Raw genomic sequence first — 18,736 nt, 5'->3', positions numbered from 1 at the left:
GCCCATGTCGAAATGGGGTGTCCTCGGCGCGACGGTGACCCTGGCCCGCGCGGTGCGGACGATCAGCACGTGGCGGCAGGTGCGGGAGTTGCCGCGCGAGGCCGTCGAGGACGGCTCGGTCACCGTGGTCGTGCCCGCGCGCGACGAGGCGGCGACCATCGACCGGTGCCTCACCGGGTTGCGCAAGCAGGACTACGGCGACCTGCGGATCGTGGTGGTGGACGACGCGTCCACCGACGGCACCGCCGACATCGTGCGCCGGCACGCCGAGGACGACCCGCGCGTGGAGCTGGTGCGCAGCGCCGGGCCGCCGTCCGGGTGGGCGGGCAAGGTGCACGCGCTGCACGTGGGCACCGCCGACGCCCGGTCCGACTGGCTGTTGTTCGTGGACGCGGACACCGAGGCCACCCCCGACCTCGTGGGCCGGCTGGTCGCGGCGGCCACGACCGCCGGCGTGGACCTGGTGTCCACGGCCGGCCGGTCCACCACCGCGAACGCGGGCTGGTGGCTGCTGCTCCCGCCGGTGAACGCGCTGCTGTTCGAGTCCGCCTCGGTGGACGGCACGCGCGGCAAGGCGCTGGCCATCGGCCACTGCGTCCTGGTCCGGCGCGAGGCGTGCGAACGGGCCGGCGGGTGGCGGGCCGTGGCCGGGTCGCGCAGCGAGGACATCGACTTCGCCACGCTCGTGCGCGACGCCGGCGGGCGGACGCGGTACGTGGACGGTGGCGGCACCCTGACCACGTCCGGGCTGGCGACCTTCGGGGCCACCTACCGGTCGATGCGCAAGAGCCTCGCCGCCGGCGTGGCCGAGCGGGGACCCGCCACGGCGTTCCTGGTGCTCGGCGCGATGGGCGTGGCGCACATCGCGTACGGGGTGGCGCCGATCGTCACGACGTCGCGCGGCTCGAAGCCCGGCGCGGTGGCGTGGCTGGCGCAGGCGTTGGCGCACTGGGCGTACTTCCGGCGCGTCGGCCAGCCCCGGTCGGCGGCCGTTCTCGCGCCCTTCGGGGCGGTCGCGCTGGGTGTGTTGGCGCTGGACGCGGCGTGGCGGTCGCTGCGCGGCGGCGCGACCTGGAAGGGCCGAGACGTACGCGACTGACCGGTCCGTGCCAGGCTGGAGATCGTGGTCGACCCGCTGAGAGATCCCGACGACCCCGAACTGCTCGACCCGTACCGCGCCCGCGAGCTGGCCGGTCTGGTGGAGGCGGCGCGGCTCGCGTCCGGCGCCGTCCGGTACGGCCGGGTCGGCCGCGTGGGCTGCGCGCAGGTCGTGGTCAACCCGGACAACCCGCTGCCGCTGGGCAACCACGCGTGCGCGCTGGACGGGTCGTCCGCCGAGGTCGCGGGCACGTTGATGCGCCTGGAGCAAACGTTTGCGGACGTGGGTCGGGCGGAGGCGGTCGTGTACGCGTCGCCGACCACGGTCGCCGAGATCGAGGGCATCGCCGACGACGCCGGCTGGTACGCGGTCGAGGAGGCGCTGGCGGTCGTGCACCGGGGGCCGGCGGACTTCGCGCCCTCGGTGCGGCGGGCCGTCGACGCGGACCTCGACGGCATGGCCGCGCTGCTCGCCGACGACCTGGGCGCGGAACCCGTGCGGCTGGCCAAGCACCTCGCGCAGCGCCAGGACGACCCGCGGTGCGTGTTCCTCGCGGTGGACGACGGCGACCGGCTGGCCGGGTTCGCGAGCGGGTTCGCCGACCGCGGGGTCGGGCTGGTCGAGCACGTCGTGGTGCGGCCCGCGCGGCGGCGGCGCGGCGTCGGGTCCGCGCTGGTCGGCGCGTCCGTGGCGGCGTTGCGCGAGCTGGGTGCGTTGCTGGTCGCCGCGCACGTGGCGGAGGGCGGCGCGGGGGAGCGGTTCGCGGAGGCGTGCGGGTTCGGCGGTGGCTATCCCGTAACCGCCTATGCACGCAGAGTCGACGAATTGTTGGATTGAGTATTTGTTTGACCCTTCGCATATCCTTAGCACAGCTAACGGAGATCGGGAGGGTGCCCAGTGCCGGGGATCGAGATCAAGTCCAAGCCCCGGCTGCCCAGCGAGGTGTGGGTGCTCGTCGCGGCGAGCTTCATCATCGCGATCGGCTTCGGCATCGTCGCGCCCGTCCTGCCCGCCTACGCCAAGGGCTTCGACGTCGGCACCACCGCGGTCTCCGCGATCGTCAGCGCGTTCGCCCTGGTCCGGCTGCTGTTCGCGCCGCTGAGCGGCCGGCTGGTGACCCGGTTCGGCGAGACGAAGATCTACGTGTGGGGCATCCTCATCGTGGCCCTCGGCACGGCCGCCTGCGGCTTCGCCACCGCGTACTGGCAGCTGCTGGTGTTCCGGTCCTTCGCGGGCGTCGGCTCGACCATGTTCACCGTGGCCGCCGTCGGCCTGCTCATCCGCATCACGCCGGCCCCGCTGCGCGGGCGCGCGTCCGGGCTGTGGGCGACCGGGTTCCTGCTGGGCAACATCGCCGGGCCGATCGTCGGCGCGGGCCTGGCGGAGATCTCCATCCGCGTCCCGTTCGTGGTCTACGCGGTCGCGCTGATCCTCGCGGCGCTGGTCGTGTGGTGGTTCCTGCGCCGGTCCACGCTGGCCGCGCTCGACTCCGCGCCGCAGGCCACGATGACCGTCGGCCAGGCCCTCGGCTCGCCGGCCTACCGCGCGACGCTCGCGTCCGGGTTCGCCAACGCCTGGGCGGTGTTCGGCGTGCGGATCTCGCTGGTGCCGCTGTTCGTGGTGGAGGCGCTGTACGGCAGCCCGGCGGTGGCGGGCATCTCCCTGTCGGTGTTCGCCGCCGGCAACGCGGCCGTGCTCATGGTGTCCGGGAAGCTGTCGGACAGCATCGGGCGCAAGCCGGTCGCGATCGTCGGCCTGGCGGTGTCCGCCGCGGGCACGATCTGGCTCGGGTTCACCACGGACGTGCCGATGTTCATGGCCGCGTCCCTGTTGTCCGGCGTCGGCGCGGGCCTGCTCAACCCGCCGCAGAACGCGGTGGTGGCGGACGTCATCGGCGCGAAGGCCAAGGGCGGGCCGGTGCTGGCCGCGTTCCAGATGGTCGGCGACTGCGGCGCGATCATCGGCCCGCTGCTGGCCGGTCTCCTGGTCGACCACGTGTCCTACAGCGCGGCGTTCACCCTGACCGGGGCGACCATGATCGTGGCGCTGGTCTTCTGGCTGTTCGCGCCGGAGACCCTGCCGCGCGAGCCGTCCGAGCACGTCGCGGAGGTCGTGGCCAGTGAGTGCGGGCGCATCGACGAGGGTCCCGAGGTGCCCACCGGCGAGCGCCTGGCGGGCCGGCCGCGTCAACCGGACGCGTGAGCACTCAGGTTCCACTCAGCATGTCTCGGTAGCCTGCATGGCGCGGTTGACCGGGAGGGTAGTGACGTGGGTGGCGCTGAGCGCAACGCTCGGAAGAAGAAGCAGGAGCAGCGGGCGGCCAAGGCGGTGGCCTCGGCCCGCGGGTCGAGCGGCGACCGGAACAAGGTCGTCATCGGCGTCGTGGTGGTCGTGGTGCTCGCGGTGGCGGTCATCGGCGGGGTGATCTGGACCTCCAAGTCCTCCTCCGACTCCCTGAAGCCACCCACCGACGTGGCGGGCGTCAACGCGCCGATCGCGCGCGAAGGCGGCGTCGTCGTGGTGGGCAAGGACACCGCGAAGGCCACCATCGACGTGTACGAGGACTACCTGTGCCCGGCGTGCGGGCAGTTCAAGAAGATCTACGGCGCCGAGATCAAGCAGGCGATCGAGGCGGGCACCCTGCGGGTGCGCTACCACGCGCTGCCGTTCCTGGTGCGCCTGTCCAAGCCGGAGGGCTACTCGCGCGACTCGGCCAACGCGTCGCTGTGCGCGGCCGACCAGGGCAAGTTCTGGGAGTTCCACGAGGCCCTGTTCGCGGCGCAGCCCGAGGAGGGCGGCCCCGGCTACACCAAGGAGGAGTTGGTGAAGATCGGGACCGACCTGGGGCTGGCCGCGGACAAGTTCAAGCCGTGCGTCGACGGCGGCGCGTTCGAGAAGGACGCCCAGGCGGAGTTGGACGCGGCCCGCGCGCAGCCGTTCTTCAAGGGCACGCCGAGCGTGGCGCACAACGGCCAGGGCGTGGACGTGGGCGACGAGAACTGGATCAAGAAGCTGGTGGGGTGAGACCGGGGACCGGCGGCTCACCTTCCGTCCAGCGGACGAGCCGCCGGGCCTTGCCCGTCTCCGTGCGCGGCACCGTGCCTTCCCGCGTCGCCACCACTCGGCACGTGAGCCCAAGCCGTTGCCTGAGCGCCTTGGTCAGGTCCTCCCGCACCTCCTCGTCCGCCTCCACGACGACCCAGAGTTCGGGCCGGGCACGGCGATCCTCGACGATGAGGTAGTGCGGGCTGACCCGTTCGTCGGCCAGCAGCACGGCCTCGATCTCGGTGGGGAACACGTTGACACCGCGGATGACGAGCATGTCGTCCCGGCGTCCCAACACCTTGCTCATCCGACGCAGCGTGCGCGGGCTGTCCGGGACCGGCGGCGCGAGAGTGGCGATGTCACCGGTCCGGTAGCGCAGCAACGGCATCCCGGTCTTGGTCAGCGTGGTGAACACCAGCTCGCCCGGCGTGCCGTCCGGCACCGGCCGCCCTTCCCCGTCGATGGCCTCGACGAGGAAGTGGTCCTCGGCGACGTTCAACATCCCTTCTGAATCAAGGGACTCACACGCCACCCCGGGCCCGATGATCTCGCTCAACCCGTAGATGTCGAGCGCCCTGATCCCGAGCAACTCCTCGATCTGCCCCCGCATCCCCTCAGTCCAAGGCTCCGCCCCGAACACCCCGACCGTGAACGAGGCTTGCACCCCGCTCCGCCGCAACGCCTCCCCGAGGTGGATCGCGTAGGAGGGCGTGCAACACAACACATCCGGCCGCAAGTCGGCGACCATCCGCACCTGCCGCTCGGTCATCCCACCGGACAACGGCAACACAGTGGCCCCAAGCCGCATCGCCCCGTGATGCACCCCAAGCCCGCCGGTGAACAACCCGTACCCATAGGCGTTGTGAACAAGACTGCCTCGCGTAGCTCCGGCGCCCCCCAACGCCCGAGCCATCACCGAGGCCCACACATCCACGTCGTGCGCGGAGTAAGGCACCAGGGTCGGCCGCCCACCGGTCCCGGACGATCCATGAATGCACACAATCGGCTCGTCAGCCCTCAACCCGTCCGGGTAGTGATCCCAAAGATCCTGCTTGGTCACAAAGGGCAACCGCCAAAGCTCATCCAACGAGACATCCCCCACACCCCCCACCCCAACGTCCCGCAACCGAGCCCCTTGCACCCACCAGCCCGCAACAACCGCCCGACAAGCCCCCGCAACCGCCGCTCCTGCACCCCACGCCGAACCTCCGGCCGCACACCCTCAGCGTCCGGCTCCACCAACGCCACAGCACCCATGCACCCCGGTTTAGCAGCCAAAACGCGCCAGGGGTACCCCCGATTTCCATCCAGGAGGGCACATGTTGTACGGTATTGCCACACGAGAACGGCAGGCCTCAAACCGCCGCGAACGTGAGCAACACGGGGCTGTGGCGCAGCTGGTAGCGCATCACACTGGCAGTGTGAGGGTCAGGGGTTCGAGTCCCCTCAGCTCCACAAGAATTGAATGCAAGAACTCCATTCGGGGCGGGTTCCGGTAAGCCGGACTCCGCCCCTTCCTCTTCTGCTGGCAGTGATCGACGGTCAAGCTCACCGGCCGCCCGTGACACGGATCCGGACGACAGGGTGTGGGGCGATGGCCGAAGTGATGTCGGTGCGGCTGGAACCTGTGCGGGGCACGGACCCGCTGTGGGTGGTCGAGGACAGAGAGCCTGTGCCGGCGAACTGCTCGACCGAACGGTTGGCGAGCGATCCGGAGTGCCCAGCGACCTCGCTGCGGACGTCGGCACCTGGGTTGAGCGTTCCAAGCCTTGTACGACCCGGCCGGGTCGGGTTCCCGACGAGGCGACGACCGCAGCGTGGCACGCGCGTGGAGGCCAGGTCTTCTACGGCTTATCTGGCGTTGATCGTCGCCGGCACCGGAGAGAGGTCTTCGGCTTGACCTGGCCGTTCGCTACGAGGTCGGCGGACTCGCCGCTCCTCCCGATGAAGCTTCGCCGCACACGGGAGGAGCAGCGTCGTCAGGTCACCGCTTGCGCTTGCGCAGCAGCTTCAAAAGGTGCGACGTCAGTTGGCGAACGTCGTTGGGGGTGTTCTGGAGGTTGTTCCAACGTCGGTCCTCGCCGTCGGAGAACTTCCACGTACCGGACGTCCAGGCCACGTGGGGACGCAGGCTTTCCAGTGCTGCCCGCAGCTCTGAGGACTTGACGCCCTCGGCGGGCACGCCTTCGGTAAGGGTGTCCATGACGAAGCCGAGCGATTGGATGCCGACGCCGTGCGTCAGACGCGAGTTGCGTGGAGGCTTGCTCCACTCCTCGGGGAACACATCGCGCACGACCGACCAGAAGCCGATCAGGTGCGTCAACATCCGCTCGACGTCGCCGGAGCCGTCGACGGGGTTGCGGTACTGGTAGAGAGCGCCTTCGAACAGGCTGTGCTCGACCATCTTCAGGACGCTGTTGTCCTTGATGTAGCCGTTGGGAGCGGTCGGCGACGCGATGATGCGGTAGAACGGGCTGCGCTTGCTGCCGTTCAACCGGGTCATCAACTGCGCCGGCAACCGACGTCGCACGTACGAGTCGGGAAGGTGACCGGTCGTGTCGGGGAGCAGTTCGTGGATCAACCCCTTGGGCAGCGCCTTCGTGGAGTTGACCAGGATGAACTGCGAGCGTTGCTCCTCCTCTGAATCCGCCATGAACCCGACCACCGCCACGGGGAACTCCGCGAGGTCCGCGTCGCGGATCGCCGCGGTGCGCTGCTGGCCGTCGACCAGCCAAGCGGGCTTCTCTGCCTCAGAGAGGCTTTCGTCCACCTCGATGACCAGTTCGCCCGGCACCGAGTACTCGACGGTGTCGCTCGGGACCATGAGCGACGGGACGAACTCGACCCGGTCGTTGAAGGCGATGACGATCGCGTTGGGCAGCATCGCGCCGTCGGACTCGAGGTACTTGCGGATGCCGCGGATGTGGCTGAGCACTTCCGGACGCTGGTAGCCGTGCAGCTGCTCGCCGTCGTCACGGCGGATGCGCGACACCGCTGCGAAGCTGTGCAGCTTCTTCCCGTCGACGGCGAAGCAGTAGATCCGCCGACGCCCCTGCCGGACCTCCAGGGCAGGGAGTCGCAGGGTGTACCTATCAGCCACTTTCTCTCCTAGTTCAGGGGACCATCTCGTCGGGAGCCGCTCAGGTGGCCAGTGTGCGCATTTTCGCCTCCAGCACGGTCAGGTTGTGGAACCCACGCCGTTTGTTGCGCTCTGTGCCGCGGAAGATCGCGATCTCGATGCCGTGCTCCTTGCACAGCGCGCACGGGCAGGACTTCCAGGGGCGGGCCTCCAGTGTCCTGCGGTAGTGGGTGAGGTAGCTCTTCTTGGTGGGCGTGCTGCCGATGACGAGTTCCTCGTAGGTCGCCAGGGCGGTCATGACCTCGTCCAGTTCGACGGTGCCCTTGTCGTAACCGCGCAAAGCAGCCAGGCAAGCCCGTTCGGCGGCGATGGCGTCCCGTTGGGAGATCGCCCCGGACAGGATGGCCCTCTTCAGCGCCGGGTTTCCGTCGACCTGGGGCACGCGCACCGCGGTGTAAGCGCCGTCCGCCGTGTGGTAGTTGTTCCGGTCGTCCATGAAGGCCTGTCGGAACGCGGACGTGCTGTCGAAGCTCGTCACACCGTGCTCCGCAAAGCGCTCCATGCTGTCCACCCGGGTGATGCCGAGCAGGTGGAGTTGGGTGTCGGGCAACAGGAGCGGGGCGATCTCCTCGAGGCAGGCAAGAATTTCATGGGTCTTCAAGGGCACCATGCCACCGAGAGCGATTCGCCGGTAACCGATGTTTTGCAAGCGCGCCACGCTGTCCGCGTAGCTGGCGGGGCTCCAGCCCTGTGCCGCACCAACCGGCTCGACCGGACTGTCACGTTCCTGCACCGCGGCGTAGAACTTCTCGGCCAACTCCAGTGAGATGTGCCGCCGCTTCACCCAGGCGGTATCCACGTCGGACTCACCCGCACCGGGCATGTAGCCGAAGATGACGTGGTCGATGCTCACACCTGCGTCGAACTCGCACTCCTCGTAGAAGTCGAGCACTTCGTCGACGGTGTAAGGAGGGTGCTCCTCATCGACGTAGTTGAAAGCGCCGCAGTCACCGAGGCTCGACATCTTGGCAGGCAACCTGAAGAACTCGCGGACACCGAGGCGGTAGAGCCGGGCTCGTTGAGGTGCGGCGTACTTGCCCGAACCCTTCATCGAGCCGTCCACGATCGCCTTGCTGACGAGGATGCCGTCGTACGGCGAGGGCTTCGCCACTTCGTGCGCGTAGACGTCGTCGCGTTGACGGACCCGCGTGGGCAGGTACTCGTCGTTGATGAAGTCGTAAGTGGGACTCACCAGGTCCTGGCTGTCCGGGAAGTAGAATTTCACGACGCGTTCCTCGACCTGACGTACACGCGGATGATGAAGTTCGACAGCACGCTGATGTGCCGCGGTGTGTTCTGGAGTTCGTTCCACGCGATGTTCAGATCGCTCCAACGGCCCTTGGTCCAGTGGCACTGGTCCGCCACGTGTGCCAACTCCCGACGCATCTGGTCGACGACGTCCGAAGCCTCGATGTTGACGTTCGGGACGATCTTGTCCATGAGCCGGCCCATCGCCCTGATCCCGACGCCGTGCATCAGCCTGCTTTTCGTCGGCGGGAGTCCCCACGCGTCGGGGAAGGTCTGCTGGACGGCGGTCCAATAGGAGATCAGGATCTTGCGGATGGCGGCGGTGTCGATCGTGCTGTTGGACAGGTTGCGGTAGAGGAACAGCACACCGGCTGACGAGTTGAGCGACTCTTCCACGGCGGAAGCCAGGCTGTTGTCCGTCACGACCGCCGTACCCCGGTGCTCGGGGCTGGTCGACGGACGCTTGATCAGACCGCGGAACGGTGAGTCGCTGTCCTGGTTCAGCATGGTGACCAGGGCTGAGGGCAGTTTCCTCGCCGACAACTTCGCCGGCAGCGGGGTGCCCACTTCGGGCAGCAGTTCAGACACGAGGTTCGCCGGCAGCGGGGAAACAGTGTTGACCCGGAGAAACTGGTCGCGCTGGGTGGCGATGTCCTCCGCCACGAACCCCGCCACGGTGACCGGGAGTCGGTTCTTCTTTGTGCGCGCCAGGGCCAGGCTGCGCTGCTGACCGTCGACGATCCACGCGGGTCGCGGTTCGTCTTCGTGCTGCGCCATCGGGATCTCGAGCGTTCCGCTGGTGGCGAGGCCGTCAGAGGCGCTCGGTCCCGGGCTGGAGCGGAAGCGCACCGAGTTCGGCAGGGCCATGATCAACCCGTTGGGGAACAGTACCTCGTCGCTGTCGAGGTACTCCAGGATCTGCTGCACGTGTTGCTTCTTCTCCGGACGCTGGTAGCCAAGCAGGCGACCGGCCTCGTCCCTGGAGATGCGCGCCACATCGGCGATCTGCGCGACCTCCTCGGCGGCGAGGGTGAAGATGTAGAGCGGGATGGTCGGGTGCTGGTGGACCTTCAAGGCCCGGCGCTTGAGGTTCACCGCTCTCCCATCGTTTCGGCGTAGAGGTTGGCGAACCTCCCCTGCTCACACGCCCTGCCGCTCTCCCGAAGCTGCCGGTGCAACCTCGTTCGGGAGACGTCGGGTTGCTCGGCCACCGACGTGCGGATGTACTCCTTGACGTCCGCGTCGGTCATCGGCGTGCGGTTGAACCGTTCCGGTTGCGCCGACCGTTTCGCCCAACGTTCCCAGGAGCCGCTCGTGCGTGGGGACATCAGGTCCCCGTTCTCGCACTGGGCGAGCCAGGTGGCGGCCATCCGCGCGTTCAGCCCCGTGAGGGTACCTCCCAGAGCTTTGCGCAGAGCACCGTTCGCCGGGACGTGGTGCACACCATCGATCGCACCGTCGTCGGCCGAACCTCCGATGAGGAGCACCCCGTGGCCGTTCGCGCCCAGCTCCCCGAGTTCGGGCTTGAGCACGCTCCCGTAGACCTCGGAGAGGATGAGCAGGACCGGCCGGTCGCGACCCAGCGCTTCGACGCGCGACCCGCGCACGTGCTTCCGGAGCCCTTTCCACCACCGTCGTCGATCGACAGGGGCGGCCGCGACCGTGTCCGGGCTGCCGGGACTGAACGTCGCCGCGTACGCGGGGAATCTCTTCTTCGCCGGTTGGAGGCCGAGTCCGGCTGAAGCCACCCACAGATCGGGTTCGAACCCGGCGTTCTCGGCTGCCCGGAGCACAGCGGCAGCCTGCACCCACTGTTCGCCCTTGTACAGCTTGATGAGCGGAACTCGCTCTTCAGCGGCGCGCAGGCGCTCACCCCACGCTTCCAGTCGATCGGCGACCGCGCCGTCGGGAAGGGAACCAGCGCGGAGGGCGGGCAACGGATCGAACATCTTACGGTCCGTGCAGGTCACAACCACGGATAGTTGTCTCACGCCTCGCGGGCTCCCTCGAGAGCTAACTCGACCGCAGTGCGGTTTACTCGTCTGTCCAGTTACTGGGCTAGGATCTTCGGTGGCGAACCGTCAATTGAAGGGATACGTCGATGGCACAACCGGCGATCGTACTGCTGAGCGGCGGTCTCGACTCCACCACGGTGCTCGCAATCGCGAAGGACCAGGGCTTCGAGCCGTACGCGCTGAGTTTCCGCTACGGCCAACGGCACAGCGTGGAACTCGAAGCCGCCGAGCGCGTCGCCAAGAGCCTCGGCGCCGCGGGGCACGTGATCGTCGACATCGACCTCCGGGTCTTCGGCGGCTCGGCGCTCACCTCCGACATCGAGGTTCCCAAGCACGACCACGTGGGGGAGGTCGCTGCCGACAACGTGCCGATCACCTACGTGCCGGCGCGCAACACCATCTTCCTCTCGTTCGCCCTCGCCTACGCCGAGGTCAGCGGGGCCACCGACATCTTCGCCGGTGTCACGGCCGTCGACTACAGCGGTTACCCGGACTGCCGTCCCGAGTACATGGCGGCTTACGAGGAGATGGCCAACCTCGCGACTCGTGCGGGGATCGAGGGCACGAACCGGCTCCGCCTGCACTCCCCCCTGATCGAGATGTCCAAGGCCGACATCATCAGGGAAGGGCTCCGGTTGGGCGTGGACTACTCGATCACGTCGAGTTGCTACGACCCCGACGAGCGGGGGCGGGCGTGTGGCCGCTGCGACACCTGCCTCCTCCGGTTGAAGGGCTTTTCCGAAGCGGGCGTCAGCGATCCCGTCGTGTACCGGACCACGACCGCATGACCTACCTGATCAAGGAGATCTTCTACACGCTCCAGGGCGAAGGCACACACGCCGGGCGACCCGCAGTGTTCTGCCGCTTCTCGCGCTGCAACCTCTGGACCGGTCTGGAGAAGGACCGCTACCGGGCGATCTGCAAGTTCTGCGACACCGACTTCGTCGGCACCGACGGCACAGGCGGTGGACGGTTCGGTACTGCCGATGAACTTGCGGAAGCGGTTGAGCGCTCGTGGCCGTCGGAGGCGCGGGACCACCGGTTCGTGGTGTGCACCGGCGGAGAGCCGCTTCTCCAGTTGGACGATGCCGCGGTCGCCGCCCTGCACGACCGGGGTTTCGAGGTTGCCGTGGAAACAAACGGCACTCGCGTGCCGCCGGTCGGCGTGGACTGGCTCTGCGTCAGCCCGAAGATCGGAGCGGAGTTGGTGGTGACCGCGGGCGACGAGTTGAAGCTGGTCTACCCCCAGGTTGGTGGCGACCCCGCGCAGTTCGAACACCTCGACTTCCAGACGTTCCGGCTCCAACCCCTCGATGACGCGGAACGGGACAGCCACACGCGCGCGGCGGTGGAGTACTGCATGAAGAACCCGCGCTGGTCGTTGTCCTTGCAGACCCACAAGTACCTGGGGATTCGTTGATGGAGATCTTCCGTGAGTTCACCTTCGAAGCGGCGCACCGCCTCCCCGAGGTGCCGGAAGGGCACAAGTGCGCCCGCTTGCACGGTCACTCCTACCGCGTGACGGTGCATGTCGAAGGGCCGGTCGACCCGACCGCGGGCTGGGTGATGGATTTCGGTGACGTGAAGGCGGCCTTCAAGCCCCTGGAGGAGCAACTCGACCACCATTACCTGAACGAGGTACCCGGGTTGGAGAACCCCACGAGCGAAAACCTCGCGGTGTGGATCTGGGATCGTTTGGCGCCTGGACTGCCCGGGCTGTCCAGCGTTACCGTTCGCGAAACCTGCACCTCCGGGTGCACCTACCGGGGTCGGTGACCGTGCACGACATCCAGGGGGAGTACGACCCCCGCGAGGTCGAGGTCGACCAGGTGGGTATCGCCGGGTTGCGGTACCCCGTGCTGTTCGAGGACGGCGTCATCACCGAGCGCGGCGTGGCCGACGTGTCGGTCACCGTCCGCCTCCAAGCGGATCGCCGCGGCACGCACATGAGCAGGATGGTCGCGCTCGTGCACGACCGGCTGCGGGTCTTCGACCCGCGTGACCTGGCGCAGACGCTGAAGGCGGGAGCCGCCGACCTGGACGCGCCGCAGATCGCGGTCACTCTCGGCATGCCGATCGCCACCGTGACCGCGGCTCCGACGAGCGAACTCGAATCGATGACGGTGCACGACATCATCGTGACCGGCACCTGGGAGGACGGCGGCTGCCGCGTCACGACCTCCGTGACGTCCGAGGTGACCAGCCTTTGCCCCTGCTCGAAGAGCATCTCCGACTACGGCGCGCACAACCAGCGCAGCAAGGTGACCCTCTCGGTCACCGGTGACGGGGACGACCTGTACCCGTTGACCGTGGTGGACGCGGTCGAAATCATCCGCGGCAGCGGCTCCGCTCCAGTCGTTCCGCTGGTGAAGCGGGTGGACGAGCGGACGTTGACGATGCAGGCGTATGACCACCCAGTGTTCGTTGAAGACATGGCCCGGGGCATCTCACTGGCCTGCCGGGCTCGTGGACTAGCGCACCAGGTGCACGTGCGCAACCTCGAGAGCATCCACAGCCACGACGCCGTGGCGCTCATCGTCGGCTGATGCCGAACCTCGAAGGCAAGGACATGTTGAGGAAGATCACGCCCGGTGGGGCCGTGCTGCTCGTCGCCTACATCGCCACCATTCCGTTGGCGAACTTCGTGGTCAGCCGCTTCGGCGTCGTCCCGGTGGGGTTCGGCTACCTCGCGCCCGCTGCGGTGTACTTCGCCGGGCTCGCCTTGGTGCTCCGCGACCTGGCCCGGGAGAGCGCGGGCCGAGGCGCGGTGCTGGTCGCGATCGTCATCGGCACGGTGTTGTCCTACTTGTTGGCGGACCCAGCACTCGCGACCGCTTCCGCGGCGGCCTTCGCGCTGGCCGAGTGCCTGGACTTCGCGGTCTACGAGCCGTTGCGCAAGCGTGGACTCATCATCGCCGTCGTGGGCTCCAACGTCGTGGGCCTGCTCGCGGACAGCCTGCTCTTCCTCAAATTGGCGTTCAACTCGTTCGAGTACTTGCCCGGTCAGATCATCGGCAAGGCGTGGATGACTGTCGCGGCCGTTGCCGTGCTGGCTCTGTTGGGACGTACGACAGTTCGCATGGGGGCGAGCTGAGCACGGTATGACCGCCTGATCGGAGGTCGCGGCAGACGGATCGGGTCGCCGGGCGTGTCGTTGCCCGACCGGTTCGGCGGATCGCCTGCTCACTCCGTTCGGCGCCTGGATCTTCGTCGACGCCGCCGCTGTTCGCTCAGGTCAGAGAGTCAGCGGTTGATCGCGTTCCGGGCCGGCGGGTTGGAGTGGCGCCGGACCTGAGTGAGGAGAACCGGCGGGCGGCGGCCGGGTTGTCGGAGTCGGCGGTGGTGGCGACCGATCGGTTGCGGCGGACGGTCGGGTTGCTGCGGGGAACCTCGGTGGCGCCGGTGGGGGAGGGGGTGGCTGACCTCGTCGCGCGGGCGGTCGCGGCCGGGATGGTGGTGCGGCTGGACGACGGCGGTAAGGAGTTGCCGGACCTGGTCGGGCGGGCGGTGCACCGGGTGGTGCAGGAAGGGCTGACCAACGCGGCTCGGCACGCGCCTGGGAGTGAGGTCGATGTGCGGGTCGTGCGCACGGCGGGGGAGGTGGAGGTGCGGGTGGTGAACGCGCTGGTGGCAGGCCTCCGGCTGGCTTCGGCGCGGAAGGACGGCGGCCTCCGGCCGCATGACCGCGATCCTCCAGCGCCTCGGCGTCGCCAACCGGGTCCAGCTCGCCATCTTCGCCCACGGCGCCAGCCTGACCGGCTGGACGGTTCGCCCGACAGGGCGACACCGGGTCGGGCCAGTCGGTGTACCCGCCGGTCACCGCTGTCGCCGCCGGTCGGACGCTGACCGCAGCACCCGTGTGGCCGGGGGTGTGCCGCCGAACGCCGCGCCGATAGCTCACCCGGCGCATTCGGCGGCGACCGGCGAACCACTCGTTGGTGCAGGTCCCGTCCCCGCCCGGTGGATGGCCCCGTGGTGCGGCCCGCTGCCAGGCTCGTCAACGGTCCCGGACGCCGCCCTGGCGCCCGGGACCGCCAGACGACGACCCGTGAGGAGCGCCTCGGACCATGGCCACGGCACAATCCCCGACCACCGATGTGAAGCCGGTGCTGCGCAGCGCCTACCAGCGCTCGGTCGCCGAGTACTGGAACCAGGAGAAGGACCCGGTCAACATCAAGCTCGGCGAGGTCGACGGGCTGTACCACCACCACTACGGCATCGGGGCCTACGACCCGGCCGTGCTGGAGGCGCCGGCGGGTCAGCGTGACCAGGCGATCATCGCCGAGCTGCACCGGCTGGAGACCGCGCAGGCCGACGTCCTGCTCGACCACTTCGGCTCCGTCGTGCAGCCGGGTGACCGCATGATGGACGGCGGCTCCGGCCGCGGCGGCACCAGCTTCATGGCCAACCAGCGGTTCGGCGCGCGCGTCGACGGCGTCAGCATCTCCGAGGCCCAGGTCGAGTTCGCCAACGACCAGGCCCGCAAGCGCGGCGTCGCCGACCAGGTCCGGTTCCACTTCAAGAACATGCTCGACACCGGGTTCGAGACCGGCTCGATGCGCGGCATCTGGACCAACGAGACCACGATGTACGTGGACCTCCAGCAGCTCTACGGCGAGTTCGCGCGGCTGATCGCCCCCGGCGGCCGGTACGTGTGCATCACCGGCTGCTACAACGACGTCACCGGCGGCCGGTCACGCGCGGTCAGCCAGATCGACCAGCACTACATCTGCAACATCCACCCGCGCAGCGAGTACTTCAAGGCGTTGGCGGACAACGGTTTCGTGCCGATCAACGTGGTGGACCTGACCGCCGCCACCATCCCGTACTGGGAGCTGCGCGCCAAGTCCTCGGTCGCGACCGGCATCGAGGACCCCTTCCTGACCGCCTACCGCGAGGGCAGCTTCCACTACCTGCTGATCGCCGCCGACCGCATCTGACCGCCGTGGCGCGGGGGCGGAGTGCACCCGCCCCCGCGCCCGAACCCAAGGGGCGCAACACGATGACGGAGACCGTTGCCGCGGACTGGACCGTGCCGAGCGGGCTGGGCACGTCCGCCGCGCGGGTCGTGGCGGAGCTGACGAAGGTCGAGCCGCCGCAGCCGGGCTACCTGGAACGGCCGTGGGGCGACGGGACCGCGCCGCCGCTGTACGTCCCGGTCGCCGAGCGGATCGACGACGCGCTCACCGAGGTCGTCGAGGACGGCCTCGCCGCGTGGGCGGAGGAGGTCGGGTTCGAGGGCGACGACCTCGACCACATGCGCAAGGCCGGGTTCGGGCGGCTCGCCGTGCTGACCCACGTCGACACCGAGGACCCGGACCGGCTGCTCATCGCCGCCAAGCTCAACGCCGCCTGGTGGGCCGCCGACGACCTGTACGCCGACGACAGCGACATGGGCGCGGAACCCACGCAGCTCCCGCCTCGCCTGGCGATCGCGATGGCGGCCATGGACCCGCTGCCCGACGCGGGCGAGTTCTCCGTGCCGCTGGCGGAAACCCTCGCCTCGGACGTCGTGCTGCGCGCGCTGCGCACCGGCATCGACCACCTGACCCGGTACGGGACCCCGTCGATCGTGCAGCGGGTGAACTACTCGACCTTCGCCATGTTCGTGAGCTGGACCAGCTACGCGGCCTGGCGGCACACCGGCGAGTACCCGCCCGCGTGGAAGTACCTGGCCACCCGCCAGCACGACACCTTCTACACGTCGATGACGCTGATCGACGCCGTCGGCGGCTACGAGGTGCCCGCGAACCTGTACTACGAGCCGGACGTGCGCCGTGCCGCGTTCCAGGCCGGCACGGCGTCCGTGCTGGTCAACGACCTGCTGTCGGTGAAGAAGGACGCGGCCGACGAGAAGCCCGTGGTCAACATGGTCCTCCAGGTCGCCGCCGACCGGGGCATCCCGGTCGAGGAGGCCACCGAGGTCGTCGTGGACCTGCACAACAAGGTCGTCCGCGACTTCGAGGAACTGCACCGCTCGCTGCTGCCGCTGCCGTCGCCGGAGCTCCAGAGGTTCCTGCGCGGCTTGAAGTCCTGGATGGGCGGCGGTTTCGAGTGGCACAACACCAACCCCCGCTACCGGTAGCGACGCATCGGTCACTTATGCACTAACTTCGCTCTCAGTGTGTTGCTCGCTGATGGGGGAAAGCGCATGAGACTACGAAGGTTCGCGGCCGTCCCGGCGCTGGTGGCGCTGGCCGCGGCGACGGTCACCCCGGTCGCCGCGGCCGACGCCGGCAACCCGGCCGCGCGGCTCGCCGAGGCTGATGCAGGCAACCCGGCGGCCGTCGCCGACGCCGGCGACCGGGCCGCGCGGCTCGCCGAGGCGATCCGGCAGGCCGTGGTGGCGCAGGACTTCAAGGACGTCATCGACCTGACGCCGCCCGAGCCGGGCCTGACCGCGCGGTCGGCCGAGCCGGTGGAGAAGTACGACGGCTACCCGGCCCAGCGGACCGCCCGACTGGCCGCCGCCGCCGGGAAACCCCTGCACCAGACGCCGAACCTGGACGTCGCGGTGATCGAGCTGGACGACGCCGGCCGCCCGCGCGCCATGGCCGACGTGCTGCTCAGCCCGCAGCACCCGCAGGGCGTCGTGGTGCCGGTGGACCGGCGGACGCTGTCCACCGACCAGGTCCGCTACCGCTGGTGGGACGACACCGAGTGGGACGTCAACGGCGGGCGCGGCACGCGGGACGTGCTCGCGGGCCGGGAGAACGCCCCGATCGACTTCTCCTCGCCCTACCCGGCGTCGGTGCTCAAGCTGATGGTCGGGTTCGGCGTGCTGCGGCTGGTCGACCAGGGCCGGGTCGCGCTGGACGGCGACTACGCCTACGACCCGACCGTGCCGCGACCGGCGTGCGGCGGCAAGCAGACCAAGACCGTGCGGCAGTTCTTCGACGAGATGATCACCAAGTCGCAGAACGAGTCCACCTGCGCGCTGATCAAGATGATCCACGACCTCAAGGCCATGGACGAGCTGAACGCGTCGTTCGCGGACCTGGGCATGCCGACGCTGATGATCACCGGCACGCTGCCGGAGAACGGCGGCCGGTGGATCGGCTCGAACATGAGCGGCATCGACACCGCGAAGCTGTTGCTGCTGGTCAACGGTGGTCCGGGCGTGCTGTGGCGGACGACGGACGGCAAGCCCGTCACGCGGGAGGCGCTCAGCCGGTCGTCGCGGGCGTTCTTCCTCAGGACGCTGGGCGACCAGGGGCACAACGAGATGCTGTCCACCACCAACTGGTGCGGGCGCGACTACCCGGCGCAGGGCATCCCGCAGGTCACGCCCCAGCGCTGGGTGCAGCCGGACGGCACGGTGACCGTCGGCGACGCCGTGTACGGGCAGGACGTGCGGCCGTGCGACGCGCGGGCGGAGGTCGCCTACGCCCACAAGAACGGCTGGGTGGACACCACCGGCAGTGACGCCGGCATCGTGAAATCGTTGCGTGGCAAGGACAAGCGCAACTACATCGTGGTCGTGTTCGGCAACCTGGGCACGGACTACGTGGACCCGCACCGGCCCGCCGACCAGCCCGGCCTGTTCCCGGTGCTCTACACCGAGAAGTACGCCAAGCTGGGCAAGGCGATCGACGGGATCATGACCGGCCGGCGCTGACCCAGTCGCCCCGGTCCCGCAGGTGCAGGACGAGGGCGGCGATGTTCCACGCGTCGTCCTCGCCCCTGTGGTGCCGCCCTTCCAGCGGCAGCCCGGCGATTTCCAGCGCCTGCGCCATGCCCGGCCGCTTGCGCAGCCCGTGGGACTCGGTGAAGACCACCTTGGCGTTGGTGTGGTCCTGGCTGAACGGGTACTCGACGCCCGCCGCCCCGCACTGGCGCATGAACTGGTTGCGGTCGTAGTCGCCCCAGCTCACCCACGGCCGCCGACCGGCGTCGTGCTCGGCGGCGAGCGCCTTGCACGCCTGGGCGAACGTCAGCCCGGTGTCCACCTCGGCCTGGGTGAGACCGGTCAGCTCGGTGCAGAACGGGCTGACCCGGCTGCGCTGGGGCCGCACCAGGATGCCGTGCCGGGCGGTGCGGACGCCGGCGGCGAGGTCCACGACGGTGAGGCCGATCTCGATGATCTCGTTGGGCTGACCGGGCGGCGGGTTGCCCTCCCAGCAGGTCGCCTCGACGTCCACGACGTTGATGATGCTCACGGCGGCACGCTAGTGCGGCCCGCCACCGGAC

18 protein-coding genes and 1 tRNA gene are annotated in these 18,736 nt (G+C 69.1%); 13 read left to right on the top strand and 6 right to left on the bottom strand.

Annotated elements, in window-relative coordinates; genetic code table 11:
• Window positions 1-4: 4 nt before the first annotated feature.
• From ABD126_RS31780 to ABD126_RS31765, 4 genes are all read left to right on the top strand, one after another.
• Window positions 5-1,099: a glycosyltransferase gene (locus ABD126_RS31780; protein ID WP_343937974.1), complete on the top strand. Its 1,095-nt coding sequence runs from the start codon at window positions 5-7 to the stop codon at window positions 1,097-1,099.
• A 24-nt stretch (window positions 1,100-1,123) separates the two neighbouring features.
• Window positions 1,124-1,936, top strand: coding sequence for a GNAT family N-acetyltransferase (locus tag ABD126_RS31775; RefSeq protein ID WP_343937972.1), 813 nt, complete (start codon window positions 1,124-1,126; stop codon window positions 1,934-1,936).
• Window positions 1,937-1,996: 60 nt separating this feature from the next.
• A complete protein-coding gene (locus ABD126_RS31770; protein WP_343937970.1) occupies window positions 1,997-3,301 on the top strand; it encodes an MFS transporter in 1,305 nt (434 codons plus the stop codon).
• A 66-nt stretch (window positions 3,302-3,367) separates the two neighbouring features.
• Window positions 3,368-4,123, top strand: coding sequence for a DsbA family protein (locus ABD126_RS31765; protein WP_343937968.1), 756 nt, complete (start codon window positions 3,368-3,370; stop codon window positions 4,121-4,123).
• On the opposite strand, the gene ABD126_RS31760 is transcribed toward ABD126_RS31765, so the two are convergent.
• The gene (locus ABD126_RS31760) at window positions 4,104-5,144 is read right to left on the bottom strand and encodes a phenylacetate--CoA ligase family protein (protein WP_343938073.1); all 1,041 of its coding nucleotides are present in this window, start codon (window positions 5,142-5,144) and stop codon (window positions 4,104-4,106) included. The two genes, ABD126_RS31765 and ABD126_RS31760, sit on opposite strands and share 20 nt — an antisense overlap.
• A 382-nt stretch (window positions 5,145-5,526) precedes the next feature.
• Here ABD126_RS31760 and ABD126_RS31755 point away from each other — a divergent pair.
• Window positions 5,527-5,599, top strand: a tRNA-Ala gene (locus ABD126_RS31755).
• A 529-nt stretch (window positions 5,600-6,128) separates the two neighbouring features.
• Here ABD126_RS31755 and dbpB (ABD126_RS31750) read toward each other — a convergent pair.
• Genes dbpB (ABD126_RS31750) through ABD126_RS31735 form a run of 4 tightly spaced genes read right to left on the bottom strand, consistent with a single transcriptional unit; the run spans window position 6,129 to window position 10,480 of the window.
• Window positions 6,129-7,244, bottom strand: a complete 1,116-nt coding sequence (dbpB, locus tag ABD126_RS31750; RefSeq protein WP_343937966.1) for a DGQHR domain-containing protein DpdB — start codon at window positions 7,242-7,244, stop codon at window positions 6,129-6,131.
• Between the two features lie 40 nt (window positions 7,245-7,284).
• Window positions 7,285-8,508, bottom strand: coding sequence for a tRNA-guanine transglycosylase DpdA (gene dpdA, locus ABD126_RS31745; protein ID WP_343937964.1), 1,224 nt, complete (start codon window positions 8,506-8,508; stop codon window positions 7,285-7,287).
• Window positions 8,505-9,626: a DGQHR domain-containing protein DpdB gene (gene dbpB, locus ABD126_RS31740; protein ID WP_343937962.1), complete on the bottom strand. Its 1,122-nt coding sequence runs from the start codon at window positions 9,624-9,626 to the stop codon at window positions 8,505-8,507. Before dbpB (ABD126_RS31740) ends, dpdA begins: the two co-directional genes overlap by 4 nt.
• Window positions 9,623-10,480: a hypothetical protein gene (locus tag ABD126_RS31735; RefSeq protein WP_343937960.1), complete on the bottom strand. Its 858-nt coding sequence runs from the start codon at window positions 10,478-10,480 to the stop codon at window positions 9,623-9,625. Before ABD126_RS31735 ends, dbpB (ABD126_RS31740) begins: the two co-directional genes overlap by 4 nt.
• A 152-nt stretch (window positions 10,481-10,632) precedes the next feature.
• Here ABD126_RS31735 and queC point away from each other — a divergent pair, with 152 nt between their 5' ends.
• From queC to ABD126_RS31695, 8 genes are all read left to right on the top strand, one after another.
• Window positions 10,633-11,334, top strand: a complete 702-nt coding sequence (queC, locus tag ABD126_RS31730; protein WP_343937958.1) for a 7-cyano-7-deazaguanine synthase QueC — start codon at window positions 10,633-10,635, stop codon at window positions 11,332-11,334.
• Complete coding sequence (gene queE, locus ABD126_RS31725; RefSeq protein WP_343937956.1) at window positions 11,331-11,966, top strand: 7-carboxy-7-deazaguanine synthase; 636 nt, start codon at window positions 11,331-11,333, stop codon at window positions 11,964-11,966. The genes queC and queE overlap by 4 nt, the downstream gene beginning before the upstream one ends.
• Window positions 11,966-12,322, top strand: a complete 357-nt coding sequence (queD, locus tag ABD126_RS31720) for a 6-carboxytetrahydropterin synthase QueD (RefSeq protein ID WP_343937954.1) — start codon at window positions 11,966-11,968, stop codon at window positions 12,320-12,322. The genes queE and queD overlap by 1 nt, the downstream gene beginning before the upstream one ends.
• On the top strand, window positions 12,226-13,092 hold the full coding sequence (locus tag ABD126_RS31715; protein WP_343937951.1) for a GTP cyclohydrolase I FolE2: 867 nt from the start codon (window positions 12,226-12,228) through the stop codon (window positions 13,090-13,092). Before queD ends, ABD126_RS31715 begins: the two co-directional genes overlap by 97 nt.
• On the top strand, window positions 13,092-13,640 hold the full coding sequence (locus ABD126_RS31710) for a VUT family protein (RefSeq protein WP_343937949.1): 549 nt from the start codon (window positions 13,092-13,094) through the stop codon (window positions 13,638-13,640). Before ABD126_RS31715 ends, ABD126_RS31710 begins: the two co-directional genes overlap by 1 nt.
• Window positions 13,641-14,613: 973 nt before the next feature.
• Window positions 14,614-15,486 (top strand): geranyl diphosphate 2-C-methyltransferase, encoded by an 873-nt coding sequence (locus tag ABD126_RS31705; RefSeq protein WP_343937947.1) that lies wholly within the window; start codon window positions 14,614-14,616, stop codon window positions 15,484-15,486.
• Window positions 15,487-15,548: 62 nt separating this feature from the next.
• Entirely contained in the window at window positions 15,549-16,631 is a 1,083-nt protein-coding gene (locus ABD126_RS31700) for a family 2 encapsulin nanocompartment cargo protein terpene cyclase (protein WP_343937945.1), read from the top strand.
• Window positions 16,632-16,697: 66 nt separating this feature from the next.
• Entirely contained in the window at window positions 16,698-18,164 is a 1,467-nt protein-coding gene (locus ABD126_RS31695; RefSeq protein ID WP_343937943.1) for a serine hydrolase, read from the top strand.
• On the opposite strand, the gene ABD126_RS31690 is transcribed toward ABD126_RS31695, so the two are convergent.
• Window positions 18,145-18,705 carry a 3'-5' exonuclease gene (locus ABD126_RS31690; protein ID WP_343937941.1) on the bottom strand — a complete coding sequence of 187 codons (561 nt, stop codon included), beginning with the start codon at window positions 18,703-18,705 and terminating at the stop codon, window positions 18,145-18,147. The genes ABD126_RS31695 and ABD126_RS31690 overlap by 20 nt on opposite strands.
• Window positions 18,706-18,736: the final 31 nt, after the last annotated feature.

This window comes from Saccharothrix mutabilis subsp. mutabilis, from assembly GCF_039521145.1.
In the GTDB taxonomy this organism is placed as follows: domain Bacteria; phylum Actinomycetota; class Actinomycetes; order Mycobacteriales; family Pseudonocardiaceae; genus Actinosynnema; species Actinosynnema mutabilis.
The sequence above is the reverse complement of the archived record's forward strand: the minus strand, read 5'-3'. Positions and strand labels throughout refer to the sequence as shown.

Coding starts and splice junctions, on each gene's coding strand:
- ABD126_RS31780 (WP_343937974.1), top strand. CDS start 5: ATGTCGAAATGGGGTGTCCTCGGCGCGACGGTGACCCTGGCCCGCGCG.
- ABD126_RS31735 (WP_343937960.1), bottom strand. CDS start 10,480: ATGTTCGATCCGTTGCCCGCCCTCCGCGCTGGTTCCCTTCCCGACGGC.
- queC (WP_343937958.1), top strand. CDS start 10,633: ATGGCACAACCGGCGATCGTACTGCTGAGCGGCGGTCTCGACTCCACC.
- queE (WP_343937956.1), top strand. CDS start 11,331: ATGACCTACCTGATCAAGGAGATCTTCTACACGCTCCAGGGCGAAGGC.
- queD (WP_343937954.1), top strand. CDS start 11,966: ATGGAGATCTTCCGTGAGTTCACCTTCGAAGCGGCGCACCGCCTCCCC.
- ABD126_RS31710 (WP_343937949.1), top strand. CDS start 13,092: ATGCCGAACCTCGAAGGCAAGGACATGTTGAGGAAGATCACGCCCGGT.
- ABD126_RS31705 (WP_343937947.1), top strand. CDS start 14,614: ATGGCCACGGCACAATCCCCGACCACCGATGTGAAGCCGGTGCTGCGC.
- ABD126_RS31700 (WP_343937945.1), top strand. CDS start 15,549: ATGACGGAGACCGTTGCCGCGGACTGGACCGTGCCGAGCGGGCTGGGC.
- ABD126_RS31695 (WP_343937943.1), top strand. CDS start 16,698: ATGAGACTACGAAGGTTCGCGGCCGTCCCGGCGCTGGTGGCGCTGGCC.